Raw genomic sequence first — 17,915 nt, forward strand, 5'->3', positions numbered from 1 at the left:
AAATCAGCAGGGGAGAAGATTAATAGTAGGAGTGCTCGCCGCGCTGGTGTTCGGTGAGATCTCTCACGCCTTTCAGCTCAGGGAAGGTTTGCAGCAGCTCTTTCTCAATCCCTTCTTTCAGCGTAACGTCAACCATAGAACAGCCGTTACAGCCGCCGCCAAATTGCAGAATCGCCAGACCGTCATCGGTAATTTCCATCAGCGTCACGCGGCCGCCGTGGCCAGCTAGCTGTGGGTTGATCTGCGATTGCAGCACATACTCAACGCGTTCCATCAGCGGGGCGCTGTCGTCCACTTTACGCATTTTGGCGTTTGGCGCTTTCAGCGTGAGCTGAGAACCTAATTGGTCGGTCACGAAGTCGATTTCAGCGTCTTCAAGATAAGGTGCGCTGAGTTCGTCCACGTAGGCGGAAATCTTTTCAAACTTCAGTACGGTATCGCTGGCTTCTACGGCATCCGGCGGGCAGTAAGAGACACCGCACTCGGCGTTTGGCGTACCTGGATTGATAACAAATACGCGAATCTGTGTGCCTTCTTCCTGTTTTGCCAACAGTTTCAGGAAATGCTCCTGAGCAGCATCAGTAATACGGATCATAATAGTAAGCTCGATAGTTGACTGCACTTATCGGTTATAATACGCCCATCCTCCCCCCGACTACAAGGTTCGGCATAAACACCAGACCTGAACGCCCGCCGCGCCTTGAGCCAGCAACAGCCTACTGATTTCGGCTGCGGTACTGCCCGTCGTGACCACATCATCCAGTAAAACCACCTGCTGCCCGGACAGCGATACGTCACAGGAAAATGCACCTCGCAGATTTCTTCGCCGCGCGCTGGCGCTGAGTGTTTGCTGTAGCGGCGTGCGTCGGGTGCGCTGCAATTCGCGTGGATTGTAAGCACAGCTCAGCCAGTGAGCGAGAGGGCGGGCAAGCAGTTCGGTCTGGTTAAAACCACGACGCCACTGGCGGTTTCGGTGTAGAGGCACGGTGAACAGACGATCGGGGCGAAATAGAGGTATCTGCCCAGCGAGCTTTCGCTCGCGATAGGTCATCTGCCAGCGTAATAGCATCTGTCGCGCGAGTACCGCTGCCAGCTCGGTTTTACCGTGAAACTTGAAATGCTTAAGCAGCGTGTTAAACGGTGGCGCGTAGTCGCTGACAAAGGTCATCGATTGCCAGGGCGGGGGATGTTGCAGGCAGCGTCCGCACTGACGCGTAGTGTCGCTTGCGGGCAAACCACAGCGCGGGCAGCAGGTAGGCAAACGGGGGAAATGACGCTGGCAGTACGAACAAATTCCCTGCTGGCTGCGATGAAGCGGCAATAAACATAGCCAGCAGCGTGCTGCGATGGTTAACATATTCTTTCCCTAAATATGGTTTTTCCCTAGGAAGGAAGATAACTGATGGCAGCGTTGTATTGGCAGACCGAAGGCGCAGGAAATACGGATCTTGTGTTGCTGCACGGATGGGGATTGAATGCGCAGGTATGGCAAAGCATGGTGGTGCGACTTGCTCCGCATTTTCGCCTGCATCTGGTCGATCTGCCAGGCTATGGCAGAAGTCAGGGATTTGGGCCGATGTCTCTGAATGACATGGCGAACAAGGTGCTGACGCAGGCACCGGAGCGTGCCGTCTGGCTGGGGTGGTCATTGGGGGGATTGGTTGCCAGTCAAATTGCGCTGAGCGCACCTTCGCGGGTGGAAAAGCTGATTACCGTGGCGTCGTCGCCCTGTTTCAGCGCACAGGATGGCTGGTCGGGTATCAAGCCGGACGTATTACAGGGCTTTCAGCGGCAGCTCAGCGAAGATTTTCAGCGCACGGTCGAGCGGTTTCTGGCGCTGCAAACGCTGGGAACAGAGAGCGCACGGCAGGATGCAAGACTGCTAAAAAGTGTGGTGCTGGAACTGCCGATGCCATCAGTTGACGTGCTGAATGGCGGGCTGGAAATTTTGCGTGAAGCGGATTTACGCCAGCCGTTAATCGATTTGACAGTGCCTCTCCTGCGGCTCTATGGCGCGTTAGACGGGTTAGTGCCGCGTAAGGTCGCCGGATTGCTGGATGATCAGTGGCCGAATTCGACGTCGGTGGTGGTGCCAAAGGCCGCGCATGCGCCGTTTATCTCGCATCCTGATGCCTTTACCGAGCAGGTGATCGCGTTCGCTCAGGCGTAGCCGACGATAATTTACATTTTCTCCTCAATTTCTCCACGATTTAGCCGACGCTGGCAGTTAAGGTAATTTCCCACCCTGCATGTTAATGCTGGTCGCTTAAGCCTTATTTTAGGAGAAACACGGGGATGAGGTTCCCGCAGGGACACCTCGCCTTGTGGTCGCTCCGTGTATCTCGATGCTTAAACCATTGGCATTACCCTGCATGCAGGCTTTTTCTCTGGGTTGAATGAATTCTGTTGTGATCGAACATAAGTAGGCTGCTCATGAAGCAGCCACGTTAAAACATGGCTGAGGAGTGTAGAAGCGATGGCGAATTTTTTTGTCGACCGTCCTATTTTTGCGTGGGTGCTGGCTATCCTTCTCAGCCTATGCGGTATGTTGGCGATCAAGTCATTACCGATAGAACAGTATCCCGATCTGGCTCCGCCCAGCGTAAGGATCACGGCTAGCTACCCCGGTGCATCGGCACAGACGCTGGAAAATACCGTGACACAGGTTATCGAGCAGAGCATGACCGGGCTGGATAACCTAATGTACATGTCCTCAGACAGCAGCAATACCGGACAGGCTCGAATCATGCTGACCTTCGAGGCGGGCACCGACCCCGATGAAGCCCGTCAGCAGGTGCAAAACCAACTCCAATCCGCTACCCGCAAGCTGCCGCAGGACGTGCAGCAGCAGGGCGTCACCGTAAGTAAAACGGGTGACACCAATATCCTGATGGTCGCGTTTGTCTCTACCGATGGCAGCATGGACAAGCAGGATATCTCCGATTATGTCGCGACGAATATTCAGGAGCCGATCAGCCGCATCAGCGGGGTGGGCGAGGTCGATTCCTATGGATCGCAGTATGCGATGCGCATCTGGTTGGATCCTGCCAAACTGATGGATTACTCGCTGACGACCAGCGACGTGGTGCGGGCTATCGAATCGCAAAATAGCCAGGTCTCAGTAGGACAAGTCGGCGGCGTACCGTCGGTGGATAATCAGGCGCTTAACGCCACGATTAACGCACAATCTCTGCTACAGACACCGCAGCAGTTTCGTGATATCACGCTGCGCGTCAATCAAGATGGCTCTGCCGTCACGCTGGCTAACGTCGCGGAAGTGGAGTTGGGAGCAGAGCGCTACGATTTTCTCAGTCGCTTTAACGGTCAGGCGGCGTCTGGGCTGGGCGTGAAACTGGCATCTGGCGCGAATGAGCTGGAAACTGACAAGCGTGTCAGAGAACGTATCGAAGAACTGTCGCAGTACTTCCCCCACGGGCTGGAAGCCAAAATCGCCTTCGAAACGTCCCCTTTTGTTAAAGCCTCTATTACTGATGTGGTGAAAACGCTGTTTGAAGCGGTACTGCTGGTCTTTTTGGTTATGTACCTGTTCTTGCAGAATTTCCGCGCCACGCTGATTCCCACGATTGCCGTGCCGGTGGTGTTGCTCGGTACGTTTGCCGTGCTGTATGCCTTCGGCTTTAGCCTGAACACGCTGACGATGTTCGCGATGGTGCTGGCGATTGGCCTGCTGGTGGACGATGCCATCGTGGTGGTGGAGAACGTGGAACGGGTGATGAGCGAAGAGGGGCTATCGCCACGGGAAGCGACGCGAAAATCGATGGGGCAGGTGCAAGGGGCGCTGGTCGGGATCGCGCTGGTGTTGTCCGCTGTGTTTGTGCCGATGGCTTTTTTTGGCGGCACTACGGGGGCGATTTATCGTCAGTTCTCCATCACGATTGTGACGTCAATGATTCTGTCGGTGCTGGTGGCGATGATTCTGACGCCCGCGCTGTGTGCGACGCTGCTCAAGCCGCTCGCCAAAGGCCAACACCACGGTCGTAAAGGCTTCTTTGGCTGGTTTAACCGGAGCTTTACCCGCACGTCGCTGGGCTATGAGCGTGGTGTCGGCAAGATATTGATCAGCAGCGTGCGCTGGCTGCTGCTTTATATGGGCATCATTGGGATTATGGCTTTCCTGTTTTTCCGACTGCCAACCTCGTTTTTACCACAGGAAGATCGGGGCGTGTTCACGACTCAGGTACAGCTCCCACCTGGGGCGACGCAACAGCAGACCTTACAGGTGGTTAACAAAATCGAGCAGTATTACCTTACGCAGGAAAAGGACGCCGTGACATCCGTGTTTTCCACTATTGGTTCAGGGCCGGGCGGGAATGGACAGAATGTGGCGCGGCTGTTTGTGCGACTTAAAGACTGGAACGAACGCACTACTCCAGAGAGCAGTTCGTTTGCCGTCATCGAACGTGCAACCAAAGCCTTTCGCAATATCAAGGAAGCGCGAGTATTCGCCAGCAGTCCGCCGTCGATTAACGGCTTGGGTAGTGCGGCGGGTTTCGCTATGCAGTTACAGGATCGCGGTGGGCTGGGGCACGATGCGCTGATGGCCGCGCGGGATCAACTGCTGAACATGGCTGAGAGTAACCGAGAGCTGACGCGCGTGCGCCACAACGGTCTGGATGACGGTTCACAACTGCGGATTCATATCGATCAGCGCAAAGCGCAGGCGCTGGGTGTGTCGGTAGACGACATTAATAGCACGCTGAAAACGGGCTGGGGGTCGACCTATGTAAATGACTTTCTTGACCGTGGCCGAGTGAAGAAAGTCTACGTACAGGCGGCAGCGAAGTTCCGCATGCTGCCGGACGACATCAGTAAATGGTATGTGCGCAACAACAGCGGCGGCATGGTGCCGTTTAGCGCGTTTGCACAAACCGTCTGGGAAACCGGTTCGCCGCGTCTTGAGCGTTATAACGGTTATTCATCGCTGGAGATTGTCGGCGAGGCGACGCCGGGCGTTAGTACCGGTACGGCGATGACTATCATGGAATCGCTGGTGGAGAAACTGCCGGAAGGCTTTGGGGTGGAGTGGACGGGGATGTCCTTGCAGGAGCGTCTCAGCGGGGCGCAGGCTCCGGCGCTGTATGCGATTTCGCTGCTGGTGGTGTTTCTGTGTCTGGCTGCACTGTATGAAAGTTGGACGGTGCCGTTCTCCGTCATGCTGGTGGTGCCGATGGGTGTGCTGGGGGCACTGGTGGCGACCTGGGCGCGCGGTCTGGAAAACGATGTCTATTTTCAGGTTGGGCTACTGACGGTGGTCGGGTTATCGGCGAAGAACGCCATCCTGATTGTGGAGTTCGCCAACGAGATGAACCAGAAAGGGAAGGATCTGGTTGAGGCCACGCTGGAGGCTTCCCGCCAGCGGCTGCGACCAATTTTGATGACGTCATTGGCGTTTATCTTCGGCGTGCTACCGATGGCGACCAGCAGCGGTGCGGGCTCTGCCAGCCAGCATGCGGTGGGAACGGGCGTGATAGGTGGGATGCTGGCTGCTACTTTCCTCGCCATTTTCTTCGTGCCGCTGTTCTTTGTCGTCGTGCGCCGCCGCTTTCCGTTAAAAGAGAAGATGACGGAGCAGGATTAGGTGCAGATGCAATAATTTATGGTGAAATTCATCAAACTGTAAAAAAAGGTAACTACGTTATGTCCTGCTAAACTACGCAACCAAGGACATAACAATGAAAGCTCGCTGGTTACTGCCTTTACTGATGTCTGCTGCGCTGCCAGGAATGGTGCAGGCTCAGGCCATTTATCCCATTGACCGCGCCACCATGCTGGCAGGCGGGAAATTCGATTTTAAAGTCGAGTTTGATGAAGTACTCAAGCCGCAAGATATTCGCATTCTGATCAACGGCAAAGATTACCAGCAGGTGCTGGGCAAAACGGCCTCGTTTGTTGAGCGTGAAGACGGCGGCAACGCCTCCACTGTCTGGCTGCGAGACGTCAACCTGCCGGAAGCGGGCAAGTATGTGGTAGAAGCGGAAGCCAAAGGCAAAAAGACCCAGGTGAACTGGGACGTCTATTCAGCGTCCGGTACGCGTAAAGCCAAAAACGTGATTCTGTTCATCGGCGATGGCCTGTCCGTTGCGCACCGCACTGGCGCGCGCATCCTGTCCAAAGGGGTGACGGAAGGCAAAGCGGATGGTCGTTTGGCGATTGATGACCTGCAATATATGGCGTTTGGCGGTACTTCCAGCACTGACTCCATCGCGGCCGACAGCGCCAACACCATGAGTGCTTACATGACCGGTCACAAGTCCGGTGTGAATGCGCTGGGTGTGTACGTCAGCCGTAGCAAAAATTCACTGGATCACCCGAAGCAAGAAACGCTGGGTGAGCTGTTAACCCGTTCTACCAAGATGTCGGTCGGCGTCGTCAGCGATGCTGAACTTCAGGACGCCACGCCAGCGGCGGTCGTCTCTCACACGCGTCGTCGTGCGGATAAAGCCGAAATCGTTGAGATGTTCTACAACGTTCAGCCTACGGTCATGTTGGGCGGCGGTTCTGCTTACTTCCTGCCGAAAAGTACGCCGGGTTCAAAGCGTAAAGACGAAACCAACTACGTTGAGAAATTCCAGCAGGCGGGTTACTCACTGGTTACCGATGCGGATTCACTGAAGAAAAACGCGTCACAGGCCACCAAGCTGCTGGGGCTGTTCCACACTGGCAATATGGATGGTGTGATGGATCGTCGTTTCCTGAAAAACGACGTAGCCAAGAAATTCCCCAACCAGCCTGATCTGACTGAAATGACGCAGGCGGCGCTGGATGTGCTGTCCAAAAACCAAGACGGCTTCTTCCTGATGGTGGAATCCGCGTTGATCGACAAAGCATCTCACCCGCTGGATTGGGAGCGTGCGTTTACTAACACCATCATGCTGGATCAGTCTGTCGCGATAGCCAAGAAGTTCGTGGAGAAAAACCCAGATACGATGATTATCGTCACGGGTGACCATACGCACGGTCTGTCTATCATCGGTACGATAGATGACAGCAAACCTGGCACCGAGATGCGTGAGAAAGTCGGCGTGTATGAAGATGCAGGCTACCCGAACTACAAAGACGCCAACAAAGACGGCTACCCGGATGATTTGAACGTCTCCAAACGTCTGGCTGTATTCTTCAATAACTTCCCGGACTATTACGAAACGTTCCGTCCGAAGCTGGATAACCAGTTTGTTCCTGCCATCAAGAACGAAAAAGATGAATACGTTGCCAACAAAGCCTACGAGAAAGTACCAGGTGCGGTATTCCGTGAAGGGATCCTGCCACGATCTTCCGATACGGGCGTTCATGCCGTTGACGATATGGTGATTCAGGCGAGCGGACCGGGTGCTGAGCGCATTCGTGGTTACATGGAAAACACCGATCTGTTCCGCGTGATTGTTGATGCACTGGCGGTGAAACCGCAAGACAAAAAGTAACCCTACGACGCTATGAATAATGCGAAATGTAGCAAAGCGGGGGCAACCCCGCTTTTATTCTCTTGGCTGCGTGCGGTGCTGGTGCTTCTGTTCCTCGGTGGTATCGCTCCGGTGAGCGCGGCGCAGTCTGAACTCTCCTTCGATAAGCTGTATGCCTCTTACGGCGTGCTGGGTCTGGAATTTTCCAATGATGTCAAAGCGCTCTCCGGTAAACGGGTAAAGATGCACGGCTTTATGGCACCCCCGCTCAAGGCAGAGTCACAATTCTTTGTCTTAACCAAAATGCCGATGGCGCTGTGCCCCTTCTGCTCGTCTGATGCGGACTGGCCAGAAGACATCGTTGTCGTCTATCTCGCCAAGCGTCAGACCTTCGTACAGAACAACACCATGATTGAGGTGGAAGGCGTGCTGGAGCATGGATCGTGGACCGATCCTGAAACGGGTTTTGTCAGCCTGCTGCGACTGCGTGAAGCGACGTTCGATACCCTTTAGGAGCGCTAATGGCTGGTTTATTGATTCAACACCTGAGTGTGACCTTCCCCGATACGTCAGAGGCCGTGCTGGATATTCCCGCGCTGTCGATTCGTTCTGGCGAACGGGTCGCTGTGATGGGGCCTTCTGGCTCCGGTAAGACCACGTTGGTGAATGCCATTACTGGAATGGATCACAGTGGAACGGGTCAGGTGCAGTGGGAAAAGCAGGACATTTGGCAGTTGAATGAAGCGGAGCGTGACCGCTGGCGGGCAAAACATATCGGGCTGGTGATGCAGGATTTCCATCTTTTTCCCGGTTTGAATGCGATAGAGAACATCTTGCTGCCTGCGCAGTTCCATCACTGGCGGATACCTGCGTCGCTCAGGCAGCGGGCGGGAGATTTGCTGGCACAGGTCGGGCTGGATACGGGAAAACGCCCCGTTGAGGTGTTATCACGCGGCGAGAAGCAGCGGGTTGCGGTCGCGAGAGCCTTGCTCAGTAATCCAGACATCATCGTCGCCGATGAACCGACGGCGAGTCTGGATGCACAAAGTGGTGAGCAGATCGCTGACTTGCTGGTGACGCTGGCGCGTGAGAGCCGTGCCACGCTTATTGCCATTACGCACGATGCACGTTTGGCATCGCAGATGTCGCGCTGTATTCAACTCGAAAAAGGACGCCTCGTGGCGGACACGCTGTATCAGGAGGATCGGGCATGATTCCATGGCGTCTTATCTGGGTAGACTGGCGGCGGCTCTGGCCGGGTGTGCTGGTTGTGGTGTTACTGATCGCGATGGCGACAGCGTTAAGTATTTCGGTGAGTTTACAGGAAAGGGCGCTGCGTATGGGCAGTGCCAAAGCAGCCGACCGCTTCGATCTGGTGATTGGTGCGCCGGGGAGCGAAACCCAACTGGTGCTGTCGTCGGTGTTCCTGCAACCGTCTGCCCTGACGTTGATTCCTGCGCAGGTGTTGACGGATTTGGAGAAGAACCCGCTGGTCGCGTGGGCGGCTCCAGTCGCATTTGGTGATTTCTATCAGGGGATGCCGATTATCGGCACCACGCCGCCGTTGGTCACCGATAACGGCAAGCGACAGCTCACCGCCGGACGCTTGTTCAACGACGGTTTTGAGGCCGTGGTCGGCGCACAAACGGGGCTGACTGTGGGGAGTAAATTTAGCCCGATTCATGGTCAGGTGGGAACGGAAGGTGCGCATGCACACGATGATGTTACCTATACCGTTGTCGGCGTGCTACCAGCGGACGGCAGCGCGTGGGATAAAGCGATTCTGGTGCCGGTAAATGCCGTGTGGCGGGTGCACGGGATCCATCCACCGCATGATGCAGATGAGGCGCATCACGATGAACACCACCATGATGCGAATGAACAAGGTGCACATGATCACGCAGATGAGCATGACGGCCATACGCATGATGAAACCGCGCATGTGGAAGGCGATCAACATGCTGATGAACATCACAATGATGCACATCCAACTGAAGATGGCGAGCATCATGATGATGCCGCGCATCCGGTTACGGCTACACATGATGACGACCATAGCGATGTGGAAGCACATGAGCACAAGCATCAGGCGGGACTGCCTGCGATTGTCGTGAAACCGAAAACGATCGCTGGCGCTTATCAACTACGCTCGCTGTATCGCAGCAACACCACGCTGGCGGTGTTCCCCGGTGAAGTGTTGGTGAAGCTGTACTCGATGCTGGGCGATATTCGTGAACTGCTGACCTATATCTCGCTGGGGACGCAGGGATTAGTGGGCGTCGCCGTCGCGATGGTCGCGGTTATCCACCTGCGGCAACGGCAGAAACAGATCGGGGCACTTCGCGCATTTGGCGCACCGCGCTACGGCATTTTCACGTTGATTTGGAGCGGACTGATGTCGTTGGTGAGCGTCGGCGTGCTAGTGGGTGTCGGTCTGGGCTACCTTGCTGCCCGTGCGATTGCGGTGGTGATGAGCGAGAAAAGCGGCTTTGTCCTGCCGGTGACGCTGGAATGGGAAGATATCCATTTCGTTCTGCTCCTGTTGCTGGTTGCCGCTGTCGTCCTCACCATTCCGGCCATGCTCTCCTACCGTCAGTCTCCGGCAACGGCACTGCGTGGGGAATAAGCGCGGTAAACCCCTAAGTTAGCAGCCTTACACCGGACGTGTTGCTTTACGTCCGGTGCTGTTCTTCCTTCCTTCCTTCCTTCCTTCCTTCCCACTTGCACATATGTCCCGGTTCCTTTACGGAGGAAGATTGACTGCGCTCATACGGTAGGTGACCTGCTCGTGGCGTGTAAATAACGTACAGTGACCGTATTACTATTATTTTTCATGCAGAATAATGCTGTTATTTATAATAACCATGTTAATTATTAATGCATCACTCTATGTGTATAAAATGTTGACTATTTGTATCTTAATTGATAACTTTCGGCCTTGTTAAATCGTAGTGATTATATCTGACATAACTAAAAATAATTATATTTACTCTCTGGGAAATAGCAGGTTTTTTTAATCTTTGAGCAAAGTCGGTAAGAGGGCGTAATATGGGCCGCGAAATCCATTCCTTTATCAAAAGGAAGTTGAAAGGCATCGGTGATGTATGGTTTTCTTATTTTATGATGAGTAAAAACTCTACCAGCCAGCCTTATATTATTTCGAACTATCCAGAAGAATGGATGAAGGAATATATAAAAAAAGAGATGTTTCTGAGTGACCCTATCATTGTTGCCTCATTAGTCCGTATCACGCCATTTTCCTGGGATGATAACGATCTTGTGATGCTAAGAGCGAAGAATCAGGATGTCTTTATTTCTTCCGTACAGCACGATATAAGTTCAGGTTATACCTTTGTCTTGCACGACCATGATAATAATGTGGCGACACTGAGCATAGCGAACCATTTGGAAGATGCGAATTTCGAAAAATGTATGAAGAATCATGAAAATGATTTGCAGATGTTGCTTGTGAACGTACATGAAAAAGTGATGGCCTATCAGCGAGCTATCAACGACCAAGACAAACCACCCGATAACTCAAGAAATGCTTTACTCTCCCCGCGTGAAACCGAAGTGCTTTTCCTGGTGAGTAGTGGGCGAACTTACAAAGAGGTTTCTCGTATATTAGGTATTAGTGAGGTCACCGTTAAGTTCCACATTAACAACTCAGTCCGTAAATTGGATGTTATCAATTCCCGCCATGCTATAACCAAAGCACTAGAGTTAAATCTTTTCCACTCCCCTTGTGAACCTGTAATAATGAAGCATATGGACGCCCGTTAGTCTGTATCAATCATTGCCAATAGGGAGGAACCTATCCAAAAGAATAGTGACTCCCTATCTAAAAGAAATCCGTTAGCTGAACTTTTACACGGTTAATATTTACCTTTGCCTTTCCTATGATATGTGACGAATTAAAACGTTATTTTCTCTCATGTTGTTATTAAGGTAAGGGTTATTACTGTGAGCAATAGTTTTTGCGTTGTTTATAAAGGTTCTGATGCCGATATAAATAATATCCAACGCGACTTCGACGGAAAGGGCGAAGCATTATCTAATGGCTATCTTTTTATCGAACAGAATGGCCATTATCAGAAGTGTGAGATGGAAAGAGGGTCGGCCTACCTGGTGGGGGCGCTATACAATCGGACGTTTCTGATCGGATTGGCCGGGGTGTGGGAAGGCGAAGCTTATCTGGCGAATGATGCTGAGCTGCTGGCGTTATTGTTTACTCGTCTGGGAGCGAATGCGCTGGCGCTGGCTGAAGGTGACTTCTGCTTTTTCATTGATGAACCAAACGGCGAATTGACGGTGATTACCGAGTCGCGTGGTTTCTCACCGATTCATGTTGTACAGGGCAAAAAAACCTGGGTGACCAACAGTTTGAAACTGGTGACTGCGGCAGAAGGTGAGAATGCGCTGTGGTTTGAAGAAGAGGAACTGGTGTGTCAGTCGCTGATGCGTGCGGATACCTATACGCCAGTGAAAAATGCTCAACGCCTCAAGCCAGGGGCGGCACATGTCCTTACCCATGACAGTGAAGGTTATCCCTTCGTTGAAAGCCATACGCTCACCGCGCCTGCCAGCAACCATTTGCTGGCGCTCCCGCGTGAACCGCTGCTGGCATTGATTGAGCGTTACCTGAATGCGCCGCTTGAGGATGTGGCACAGCGGTTTGATACGGTAGGTATTCCGCTGTCCGGCGGTTTGGATTCCAGCCTGGTAACGGCGCTCGCCAGTCGTCATTTCAAGCAGTTGAATACCTATTCGATTGGTACGGAACTCAGCAATGAGTTTGAGTTTTCTCAGCAGGTTGCGGATGCGCTCGGCACGCGCCATCAGGTAAAAATTCTGTCCGAAACCGAGGTCATTAACGGCATCATCGAATCCATCTATTACAACGAAATATTTGACGGCCTATCTGCTGAAATCCAATCAGGGTTGTTCAATGTCTATCGTCAGGCACAGGGACAGGTGTCCTGCATGCTCACCGGATACGGTTCCGACCTGCTCTTTGGCGGCATACTGAAACCGGGAGCGCATTATGACAATCCGAATCAACTACTTGCCGAGCAAGTGTACCGGACGCGTTGGACGGGTGAGTTTGCCACTCACGGTGCTTCCCGCTACGGCATTGATATTCGCCACCCCTTCTGGAGCCACTCTTTAATCACGCTGTGCCATGCGCTAAATCCTGATTACAAGATTTACGACAACGAAGTCAAAAACATCCTGCGCGAATACGCCGATACGCTTCAACTGCTGCCGAAAGACATTGTCTGGCGCAAGAAAATCGGCATTCATGAAGGTTCCTCCGTGAATCAAGCCTTTGCGAATGTTCTTGGCTCAACAGTTGATAACTACCAGACCAAAAGTCGCTTCACCTACCGTGTTTATCAAGCCTTCCTCCGTGGCCGTCTCTCGATTACAGATGTGACGCCATCTCAGCTTAAAGAACTGATTAAAAAGGATTAACTATGGTTTTGGAAGAGAATTCCGGTGGGGTTCGGGTGATCACGCTGGATCATCCTAATAAGCATAACCCCTTTAGTCGCTCACTGGAAACCAGCGTGAAAGACGCACTGGCACGTGCCAATGCCGATGACAGCGTACAGGCTGTCGTGGTGTATGGCGGGGCAGAACGTTCCTTTTCCGCCGGCGGAGATTTCAACGAGGTCAAGCAGCTTTCGCGTAGCGAGGACATCGAAGCGTGGATCGACCGGGTGATTGATCTGTATCAGGCTGTACTAAACGTGAATAAACCGACTATCGCGGCAGTGGACGGCTATGCGATCGGCATGGGATTTCAGTTTGCTCTAATGTTCGACCAACGGCTGATGGCATCGACAGCAAATTTTGTCATGCCTGAACTCAAGCATGGTATTGGCTGCTCGGTCGGTGCCGCCATCCTGGGTTTTACCCACGGATTCAGCACAATGCAGGAGATTATTTACCAGTGCCAGTCGCTTGATGCCCCCCGCTGTATGGATTATCGGCTGGTTAATCAGGTGGTAGAGAGCACCTCGTTGTTGGATGCCGCCATCACACAGGCGCACGTGATGGCTAGCTATCCGGCTTCTGCATTTATCAATACGAAACGAGCGGTCAACAAGCCGTTCATCCAACTACTGGAACAAACCCGTGACGCTTCCAAAGCTGTTCATAAGGCAGCGTTCCAGGCTCGTGACGCTCAGGGACATTTCAAAAATGTGCTTGGCAAAAAATACTGAGGATAAGGAAGAAAATGAGCGAAATAGTGAGGTTTAATCCTGTCATGGCATCCGGTTTTGGCGCATATATCGATCATCGCGACTTTCTGGAAGCCAAGACAGAAACGATTAAAAATTTGCTTATGCGTCAGGGTTTTGTCGTTGTTAAAAACCTCGATATTGATGGCGATACCTTCCGCGATATCTACTCGGCGTACGGTACGATCGTGGAGTATGCGGATGAGAAAATCGGCGTAGGTTTCGGCTACCGCGATACCTTGAAGCTGGAAGGGGAAAAAGGAAAAATCGTCACCGGTCGCGGTCAACTCCCTTTCCACGCTGACGGTGGCCTGCTGCTGTCTCAAGTGGATCAGGTTTTCCTTTACGCCGCCGAGATTAAAAACGTCAAGTTCCGTGGTGCGACGACGGTATGCGACCATGCTCTGGCCTGTCAGGAAATGCCTGCTCACCTGCTGCGCGTACTGGAAGAGGAGACATTCGAGGTGCGTGTTCTGGAACGGGGCTATTACGTTGATGTTTCACCAGATGGCTGGTTCAAGGTTCCGGTCTTCACCGATCTGGGATGGGTCAGAAAGATGCTGATTTATTTCCCGTTTGACGAGGGGCAACCTGCCAGTTGGGAGCCGCGGATTGTGGGTTTCACCGATCACGAAACTCACACCTTCTTCCAGGAGCTTGGGGCATTTTTAAAACAGCCGCGCTATTACTACAAACACTTCTGGGAAGATGGCGATTTGCTGATTATGGACAACCGCCGTGTCATTCATGAGCGCGAAGAGTTTAACGATGACGATATCGTCCGTCGTTTGTATCGCGGACAAACAGCCGATATCTAACTCTCATGATTCCGGCGCGAAAACGTGCCGGATTGATATGGATCTGAAACCATCATGCATAACGATCTTTACGCTATCTATAATCGTTACACGTCAAGGACCCTGTTTTTTAAATACTGTGCGACAGCAACGCTGACGCACAAGCTGACACGTCGGCTGTCACTTTTTACGTTGAAAAAATGCCTTACACGGCCGCGGGGGCGTCTTTTTTCTTTGGTTAACAGTATTTACTTCGGTGGCGAAACGCTGGAAGAAGTACAGAGCACGGCAACCTTTTTGGCGCGCTCTGGTATTGCCTGCGTGCTGGACTATGCCGTTGAGGGGGAAAATGATGAGGTGCAGTTCGATAATGCGATGGAAAATACGCTGCGTCTTATCGAGATGTCGCAACAAACGGATAGCCTGCCTTTTGTCGTGATCAAACCTTCGTCGCTGGGTCATGTTGCCGTGTATGCCCGACAAAGTGAAGGTTTGGCGCTGGATGAAGAATCGGCTGGTGCGTGGTCACGCATCGTCGCGCGCTTCTCACATTTGTTCGATTATGCTCGTTCTCATGGTGTGCGTGTGATGGTTGACGCAGAGCAGACGGCGATTCAGCCCGCGGTAGACCATTTGGTGCTGGAAATGATGCGTGAATTTAACCGCGATAGTCCGGTTATCACGCTGACGTTGCAATTTTATCTGAAGGATCAACTGCGTTTCCTTGAGGCGTGTTATCAGCGGGCCTGTCAGGATGACTTCCTGTTTGGCGTTAAAGTGGTGCGCGGCGCTTATCTGGAAGAAGAGAAAAGAGTGAACGGAGGTGAGCGCTGTTTTGCGACCAAGCAGGAAACGGATCGTAGTTATAACGCGGCAGTGGACTATATTGCGCAGCGTCTGGATCGTATCGTCCCGTTTTTTGCCACGCATAACGAGGAAAGCCTCGCCTTGATTATGAAGTGTGAGTCACTACGTGCAGGACGCACCTGGGTAGGGCAGCTTTATGGCTTGGGCGATCATATTACTTATTCGTTACTGCAAACCGGTTTTCGCGTTTGCAAATACCTGCCTTATGGCCCGCTCGATAAGTCGTTGCCCTATTTACTCCGCCGGATCGAAGAGAACGCGGTTGCCTCGGCAACCTTCAAAAAGGAAAATAAGCTCTTGCAGAAGGAGCTACTGCGCCGTCTCGTTGGAGGGATATAATGTCAAAATTTCACTGTCATATTCGTGATACCGCTATCGATTTTCCCATGTCGGAGAATGAAAGCGTACTGAGTGCCGCCTATGAAGCCGGGGTCGAGCTACCTTATCGCTGTGCCTCTGGCTACTGCGGTGTGTGCAAAGTGCGTCTGACGTCCGGCAACGTCAACATGGATCATTCTGGTGGGATCTCGCGTAAAGATATGGCTGATGGCTACATTCTGCCTTGCTGCTCCGTACCACTCTCTAACCTCGAAATTGAACCTGTATCCTCATGCTGAAGAAGACGGTAATCGTTGGGCTATGCTATGCCCTTACTATTTTGACCACTCGGGGAGTGCTTGCTGCCTCGGATGAGGTCATTGTCAAAGGCGGTAATTTCTATGTTGGCTCTGTCTTTGGTTCTGAGGACTATGCCGCTCATGCCAACACCGCTGTTGCGTCTTTTGCGATGACGAAAACGGAAATCACCTATCAGCAGTACCATGCTTTGCTGGAGTGGGCGGAAGCGCACGGCTATCAGCTCAGCGGTGGTTGTAATGGCGCAACCTTCGAAGATTGCCTGTCGCCTGAACAGGATGGCGGCCTTCATCCCGTCACGAATGTGTCGTGGTGGGATGCGGTGATTTTTGCCAATGCGCTTAGCGAACGGCAGCGGCTGCAACCCTATTATCTCACTATCGATGGTAAGACGTTGAAGAGTGTGCCGGAAGACGATAATGGCAAACACATACGCGAGAACCCGCAAGCGTCGGGTTACCGTTTGCCGACGCTGGCTGAATGGCAAATGGCAGCCAGAGGCGGAAAGAAGGGGCTGACGGACGGCACTTACGGTCAGCGCTATGCAGGCAGTGAACAGCCGGACAGTGTGGCGCATTTTCCTTCTGACTCTCAATCATTCGGCACGGTGCCTGTGGCCTCGAAGCGCCCCAATGTTCTGGGGCTTTACGATATGAGCGGCAATGTGTCCGAGTGGCTGAATGAGTCTTATGCGGTGGAAGGTGGCAAAACCATGTACTACTTTTGCGGCGGAAGTTATCTGGAACGCACGCACAGTCTGGCAAGCTGCGATCTGCACACGCCCGGTTTTTTCATGCCGGATATTGGTTTTCGACTAGTAAGGACACTTGATGGTCAATAAATTCGTAGGGTGGCTGGTGCTCTGTGCCATTAGCAGCACGGCTGCTGCACTCTCTCCTGTGACATTGAAAGACGGCATCAATCGACTGGATCTCAATCAGGACGGCAAGAACGACTATGTCGTTGTTGCCCAGTTTGACAACAATACCTCGCATCCTAATCTCGGGATGACCTTTTTTGTTCGACGTCCAGATGGTGGGCATAGCATTATGCCGGTTGCTAACAGCAATACGTTTACCTGGTTCGACTATCGACTATCCGCCGCCGCGGATTTTCTGGTGCGGGACAATCGACTGTTCCTGGCTGGAAAGCACTACTTTCTGGTGACAGCAAGGAAGCAGGGGGAAAACGTCTTTGATCCGACAAAAGTCATTTTAACGATTTACGATTTTAAATTCTCGCGTGACGATCCGGGCGTACCACTCTATGAATGGTCGGAACGCAAGCGTGTGGTAACGCAACATACCTACCAATCGGTCGATGAGGCCTACAAGGAAGTGAATGAGGCGATGTTGGCAAAATGAAAATATCGGTATTAGTCGCTTTAGGCCTGTTGTCACCCCTCGGTGCGCTGGCGCAGCTCAGTGAGCAGGATTACCAGCAGCGTGTGCAGGATTTTTTCGATGCGGAACCACCGCTGTGTCTGGGCGAGAAGCAGTGGCCGGTTCATAGTCCTAAAGGTGATTCTCCCTGGAACAGTGGACGGTTGCATGCGCTGGTGGAAGCGGGGTTGGCATACGCGACGCCTGAAGGAACAGGAAAGGTATATCGGTTGTCGCCTGTCGGTGAGAAGAATTGGCGACAATATGGCGACCTGTGCTATGGCCGTATGCAGGTGAGCCGCATTGAGAACATCGATCGCGTGAATCAGGAATTGACGGTGGTGTATTTCACCTATCGCCTGGCACCGTTGGAAAGCTGGGCTCACAATCGCTCATTACGTTTTGCTTTTAGCGAGCTTGATAATCTCGTCGGTGGAATGGAAAACACGCGCTATTCAGCCACGATCCGTGAGACGTTGGGCGGGGCAGCAAAATTGCAGGACTACCCCGTGCCGGTGGAGCTGGATTATTGACGCGACTGTATTGGATGTAACACGTTGTTTATAA

The 17,915-nt window shown here is 52.7% G+C and carries 17 protein-coding genes; 15 read left to right on the forward strand and 2 right to left on the reverse strand.

The window, feature by feature from the left end; genetic code table 11:
• Nucleotides 1-19 precede the first annotated feature (19 nt).
• Together nfuA and gntX are read right to left on the reverse strand one after the other, a co-directional pair.
• The gene (gene nfuA, locus KP22_RS13230) at nucleotides 20-595 is read right to left on the reverse strand and encodes a Fe-S biogenesis protein NfuA (RefSeq protein ID WP_039304954.1); all 576 of its coding nucleotides are present in this window, start codon (nucleotides 593-595) and stop codon (nucleotides 20-22) included.
• Nucleotides 596-655: 60 nt separating this feature from the next.
• Entirely contained in the window at nucleotides 656-1,357 is a 702-nt protein-coding gene (gntX, locus tag KP22_RS13235) for a DNA utilization protein GntX (RefSeq protein WP_039304951.1), read from the reverse strand.
• Between the two features lie 45 nt (nucleotides 1,358-1,402).
• Between gntX and bioH the strand changes: the two genes are divergently transcribed.
• The 15 genes from bioH to KP22_RS13310 all read left to right on the forward strand — a co-directional run bounded on the left by bioH (nucleotide 1,403) and on the right by KP22_RS13310 (nucleotide 17,881).
• A complete protein-coding gene (gene bioH / locus KP22_RS13240; RefSeq protein WP_039324683.1) occupies nucleotides 1,403-2,170 on the forward strand; it encodes a pimeloyl-ACP methyl ester esterase BioH in 768 nt (255 codons plus the stop codon).
• 306 nt (nucleotides 2,171-2,476) lie between these two features.
• The gene (gene acrD, locus KP22_RS13245; protein ID WP_039324685.1) at nucleotides 2,477-5,599 is read left to right on the forward strand and encodes a multidrug efflux RND transporter permease AcrD; all 3,123 of its coding nucleotides are present in this window, start codon (nucleotides 2,477-2,479) and stop codon (nucleotides 5,597-5,599) included.
• A gap of 94 nt (nucleotides 5,600-5,693) precedes the next feature.
• Nucleotides 5,694-7,439, forward strand: coding sequence for an alkaline phosphatase (locus tag KP22_RS13250; protein WP_039324687.1), 1,746 nt, complete (start codon nucleotides 5,694-5,696; stop codon nucleotides 7,437-7,439).
• Nucleotides 7,440-7,451: 12 nt separating this feature from the next.
• Nucleotides 7,452-7,931: a hypothetical protein gene (locus tag KP22_RS13255; RefSeq protein ID WP_039304929.1), complete on the forward strand. Its 480-nt coding sequence runs from the start codon at nucleotides 7,452-7,454 to the stop codon at nucleotides 7,929-7,931.
• A gap of 8 nt (nucleotides 7,932-7,939) precedes the next feature.
• Nucleotides 7,940-8,632: an ABC transporter ATP-binding protein gene (locus KP22_RS13260; RefSeq protein ID WP_039304926.1), complete on the forward strand. Its 693-nt coding sequence runs from the start codon at nucleotides 7,940-7,942 to the stop codon at nucleotides 8,630-8,632.
• Nucleotides 8,629-10,044, forward strand: a complete 1,416-nt coding sequence (locus KP22_RS13265; protein WP_039304922.1) for an FtsX-like permease family protein — start codon at nucleotides 8,629-8,631, stop codon at nucleotides 10,042-10,044. Before KP22_RS13260 ends, KP22_RS13265 begins: the two co-directional genes overlap by 4 nt.
• Nucleotides 10,045-10,466: 422 nt before the next feature.
• Nucleotides 10,467-11,201, forward strand: coding sequence for a carbapenem biosynthesis transcriptional regulator CarR (gene carR, locus KP22_RS13270; RefSeq protein ID WP_039304919.1), 735 nt, complete (start codon nucleotides 10,467-10,469; stop codon nucleotides 11,199-11,201).
• A gap of 180 nt (nucleotides 11,202-11,381) precedes the next feature.
• Entirely contained in the window at nucleotides 11,382-12,893 is a 1,512-nt protein-coding gene (carA, locus tag KP22_RS13275) for a carbapenam-3-carboxylate synthase (RefSeq protein ID WP_039324689.1), read from the forward strand.
• A 2-nt stretch (nucleotides 12,894-12,895) separates the two neighbouring features.
• Nucleotides 12,896-13,648, forward strand: coding sequence for a carboxymethylproline synthase (gene carB / locus KP22_RS13280; RefSeq protein WP_039324691.1), 753 nt, complete (start codon nucleotides 12,896-12,898; stop codon nucleotides 13,646-13,648).
• Between the two features lie 14 nt (nucleotides 13,649-13,662).
• Nucleotides 13,663-14,484, forward strand: a complete 822-nt coding sequence (locus KP22_RS13285; protein WP_039304910.1) for a TauD/TfdA dioxygenase family protein — start codon at nucleotides 13,663-13,665, stop codon at nucleotides 14,482-14,484.
• A 54-nt stretch (nucleotides 14,485-14,538) separates the two neighbouring features.
• Nucleotides 14,539-15,669, forward strand: coding sequence for a carbapenem biosynthesis protein CarD (carD, locus tag KP22_RS13290; protein ID WP_039324692.1), 1,131 nt, complete (start codon nucleotides 14,539-14,541; stop codon nucleotides 15,667-15,669).
• Complete coding sequence (locus KP22_RS13295) at nucleotides 15,669-15,947, forward strand: 2Fe-2S iron-sulfur cluster-binding protein (RefSeq protein ID WP_039304904.1); 279 nt, start codon at nucleotides 15,669-15,671, stop codon at nucleotides 15,945-15,947. The genes carD and KP22_RS13295 overlap by 1 nt, the downstream gene beginning before the upstream one ends.
• Nucleotides 15,941-16,807 carry an SUMF1/EgtB/PvdO family nonheme iron enzyme gene (locus tag KP22_RS13300; protein ID WP_072012582.1) on the forward strand — a complete coding sequence of 289 codons (867 nt, stop codon included), beginning with the start codon at nucleotides 15,941-15,943 and terminating at the stop codon, nucleotides 16,805-16,807. Before KP22_RS13295 ends, KP22_RS13300 begins: the two co-directional genes overlap by 7 nt.
• Nucleotides 16,797-17,330 carry a carbapenem self-resistance protein CarG family protein gene (locus tag KP22_RS13305; RefSeq protein ID WP_039304901.1) on the forward strand — a complete coding sequence of 178 codons (534 nt, stop codon included), beginning with the start codon at nucleotides 16,797-16,799 and terminating at the stop codon, nucleotides 17,328-17,330. The genes KP22_RS13300 and KP22_RS13305 overlap by 11 nt, the downstream gene beginning before the upstream one ends.
• Nucleotides 17,327-17,881: a hypothetical protein gene (locus tag KP22_RS13310; RefSeq protein ID WP_039324694.1), complete on the forward strand. Its 555-nt coding sequence runs from the start codon at nucleotides 17,327-17,329 to the stop codon at nucleotides 17,879-17,881. The genes KP22_RS13305 and KP22_RS13310 overlap by 4 nt, the downstream gene beginning before the upstream one ends.
• Nucleotides 17,882-17,915 lie beyond the last annotated feature (34 nt).

Source organism: Pectobacterium betavasculorum (genome assembly GCF_000749845.1).
Taxonomy (GTDB): domain Bacteria; phylum Pseudomonadota; class Gammaproteobacteria; order Enterobacterales; family Enterobacteriaceae; genus Pectobacterium; species Pectobacterium betavasculorum.

Bases quoted from the DNA above. Each gene is read 5' to 3' on its own strand.
- nfuA (WP_039304954.1), bottom strand. From the start codon at position 595: ATGATCCGTATTACTGATGCTGCTCAGGAGCATTTCCTGAAACTGTTG.
- gntX (WP_039304951.1), bottom strand. From the start codon at position 1,357: ATGTTAACCATCGCAGCACGCTGCTGGCTATGTTTATTGCCGCTTCAT.
- bioH (WP_039324683.1), top strand. From the start codon at position 1,403: ATGGCAGCGTTGTATTGGCAGACCGAAGGCGCAGGAAATACGGATCTT.
- acrD (WP_039324685.1), top strand. From the start codon at position 2,477: ATGGCGAATTTTTTTGTCGACCGTCCTATTTTTGCGTGGGTGCTGGCT.
- KP22_RS13250 (WP_039324687.1), top strand. From the start codon at position 5,694: ATGAAAGCTCGCTGGTTACTGCCTTTACTGATGTCTGCTGCGCTGCCA.
- KP22_RS13255 (WP_039304929.1), top strand. From the start codon at position 7,452: ATGAATAATGCGAAATGTAGCAAAGCGGGGGCAACCCCGCTTTTATTC.
- KP22_RS13260 (WP_039304926.1), top strand. From the start codon at position 7,940: ATGGCTGGTTTATTGATTCAACACCTGAGTGTGACCTTCCCCGATACG.
- KP22_RS13265 (WP_039304922.1), top strand. From the start codon at position 8,629: ATGATTCCATGGCGTCTTATCTGGGTAGACTGGCGGCGGCTCTGGCCG.
- carR (WP_039304919.1), top strand. From the start codon at position 10,467: ATGGGCCGCGAAATCCATTCCTTTATCAAAAGGAAGTTGAAAGGCATC.
- carB (WP_039324691.1), top strand. From the start codon at position 12,896: ATGGTTTTGGAAGAGAATTCCGGTGGGGTTCGGGTGATCACGCTGGAT.
- KP22_RS13285 (WP_039304910.1), top strand. From the start codon at position 13,663: ATGAGCGAAATAGTGAGGTTTAATCCTGTCATGGCATCCGGTTTTGGC.
- carD (WP_039324692.1), top strand. From the start codon at position 14,539: ATGCATAACGATCTTTACGCTATCTATAATCGTTACACGTCAAGGACC.
- KP22_RS13295 (WP_039304904.1), top strand. From the start codon at position 15,669: ATGTCAAAATTTCACTGTCATATTCGTGATACCGCTATCGATTTTCCC.
- KP22_RS13300 (WP_072012582.1), top strand. From the start codon at position 15,941: ATGCTGAAGAAGACGGTAATCGTTGGGCTATGCTATGCCCTTACTATT.
- KP22_RS13305 (WP_039304901.1), top strand. From the start codon at position 16,797: ATGGTCAATAAATTCGTAGGGTGGCTGGTGCTCTGTGCCATTAGCAGC.
- KP22_RS13310 (WP_039324694.1), top strand. From the start codon at position 17,327: ATGAAAATATCGGTATTAGTCGCTTTAGGCCTGTTGTCACCCCTCGGT.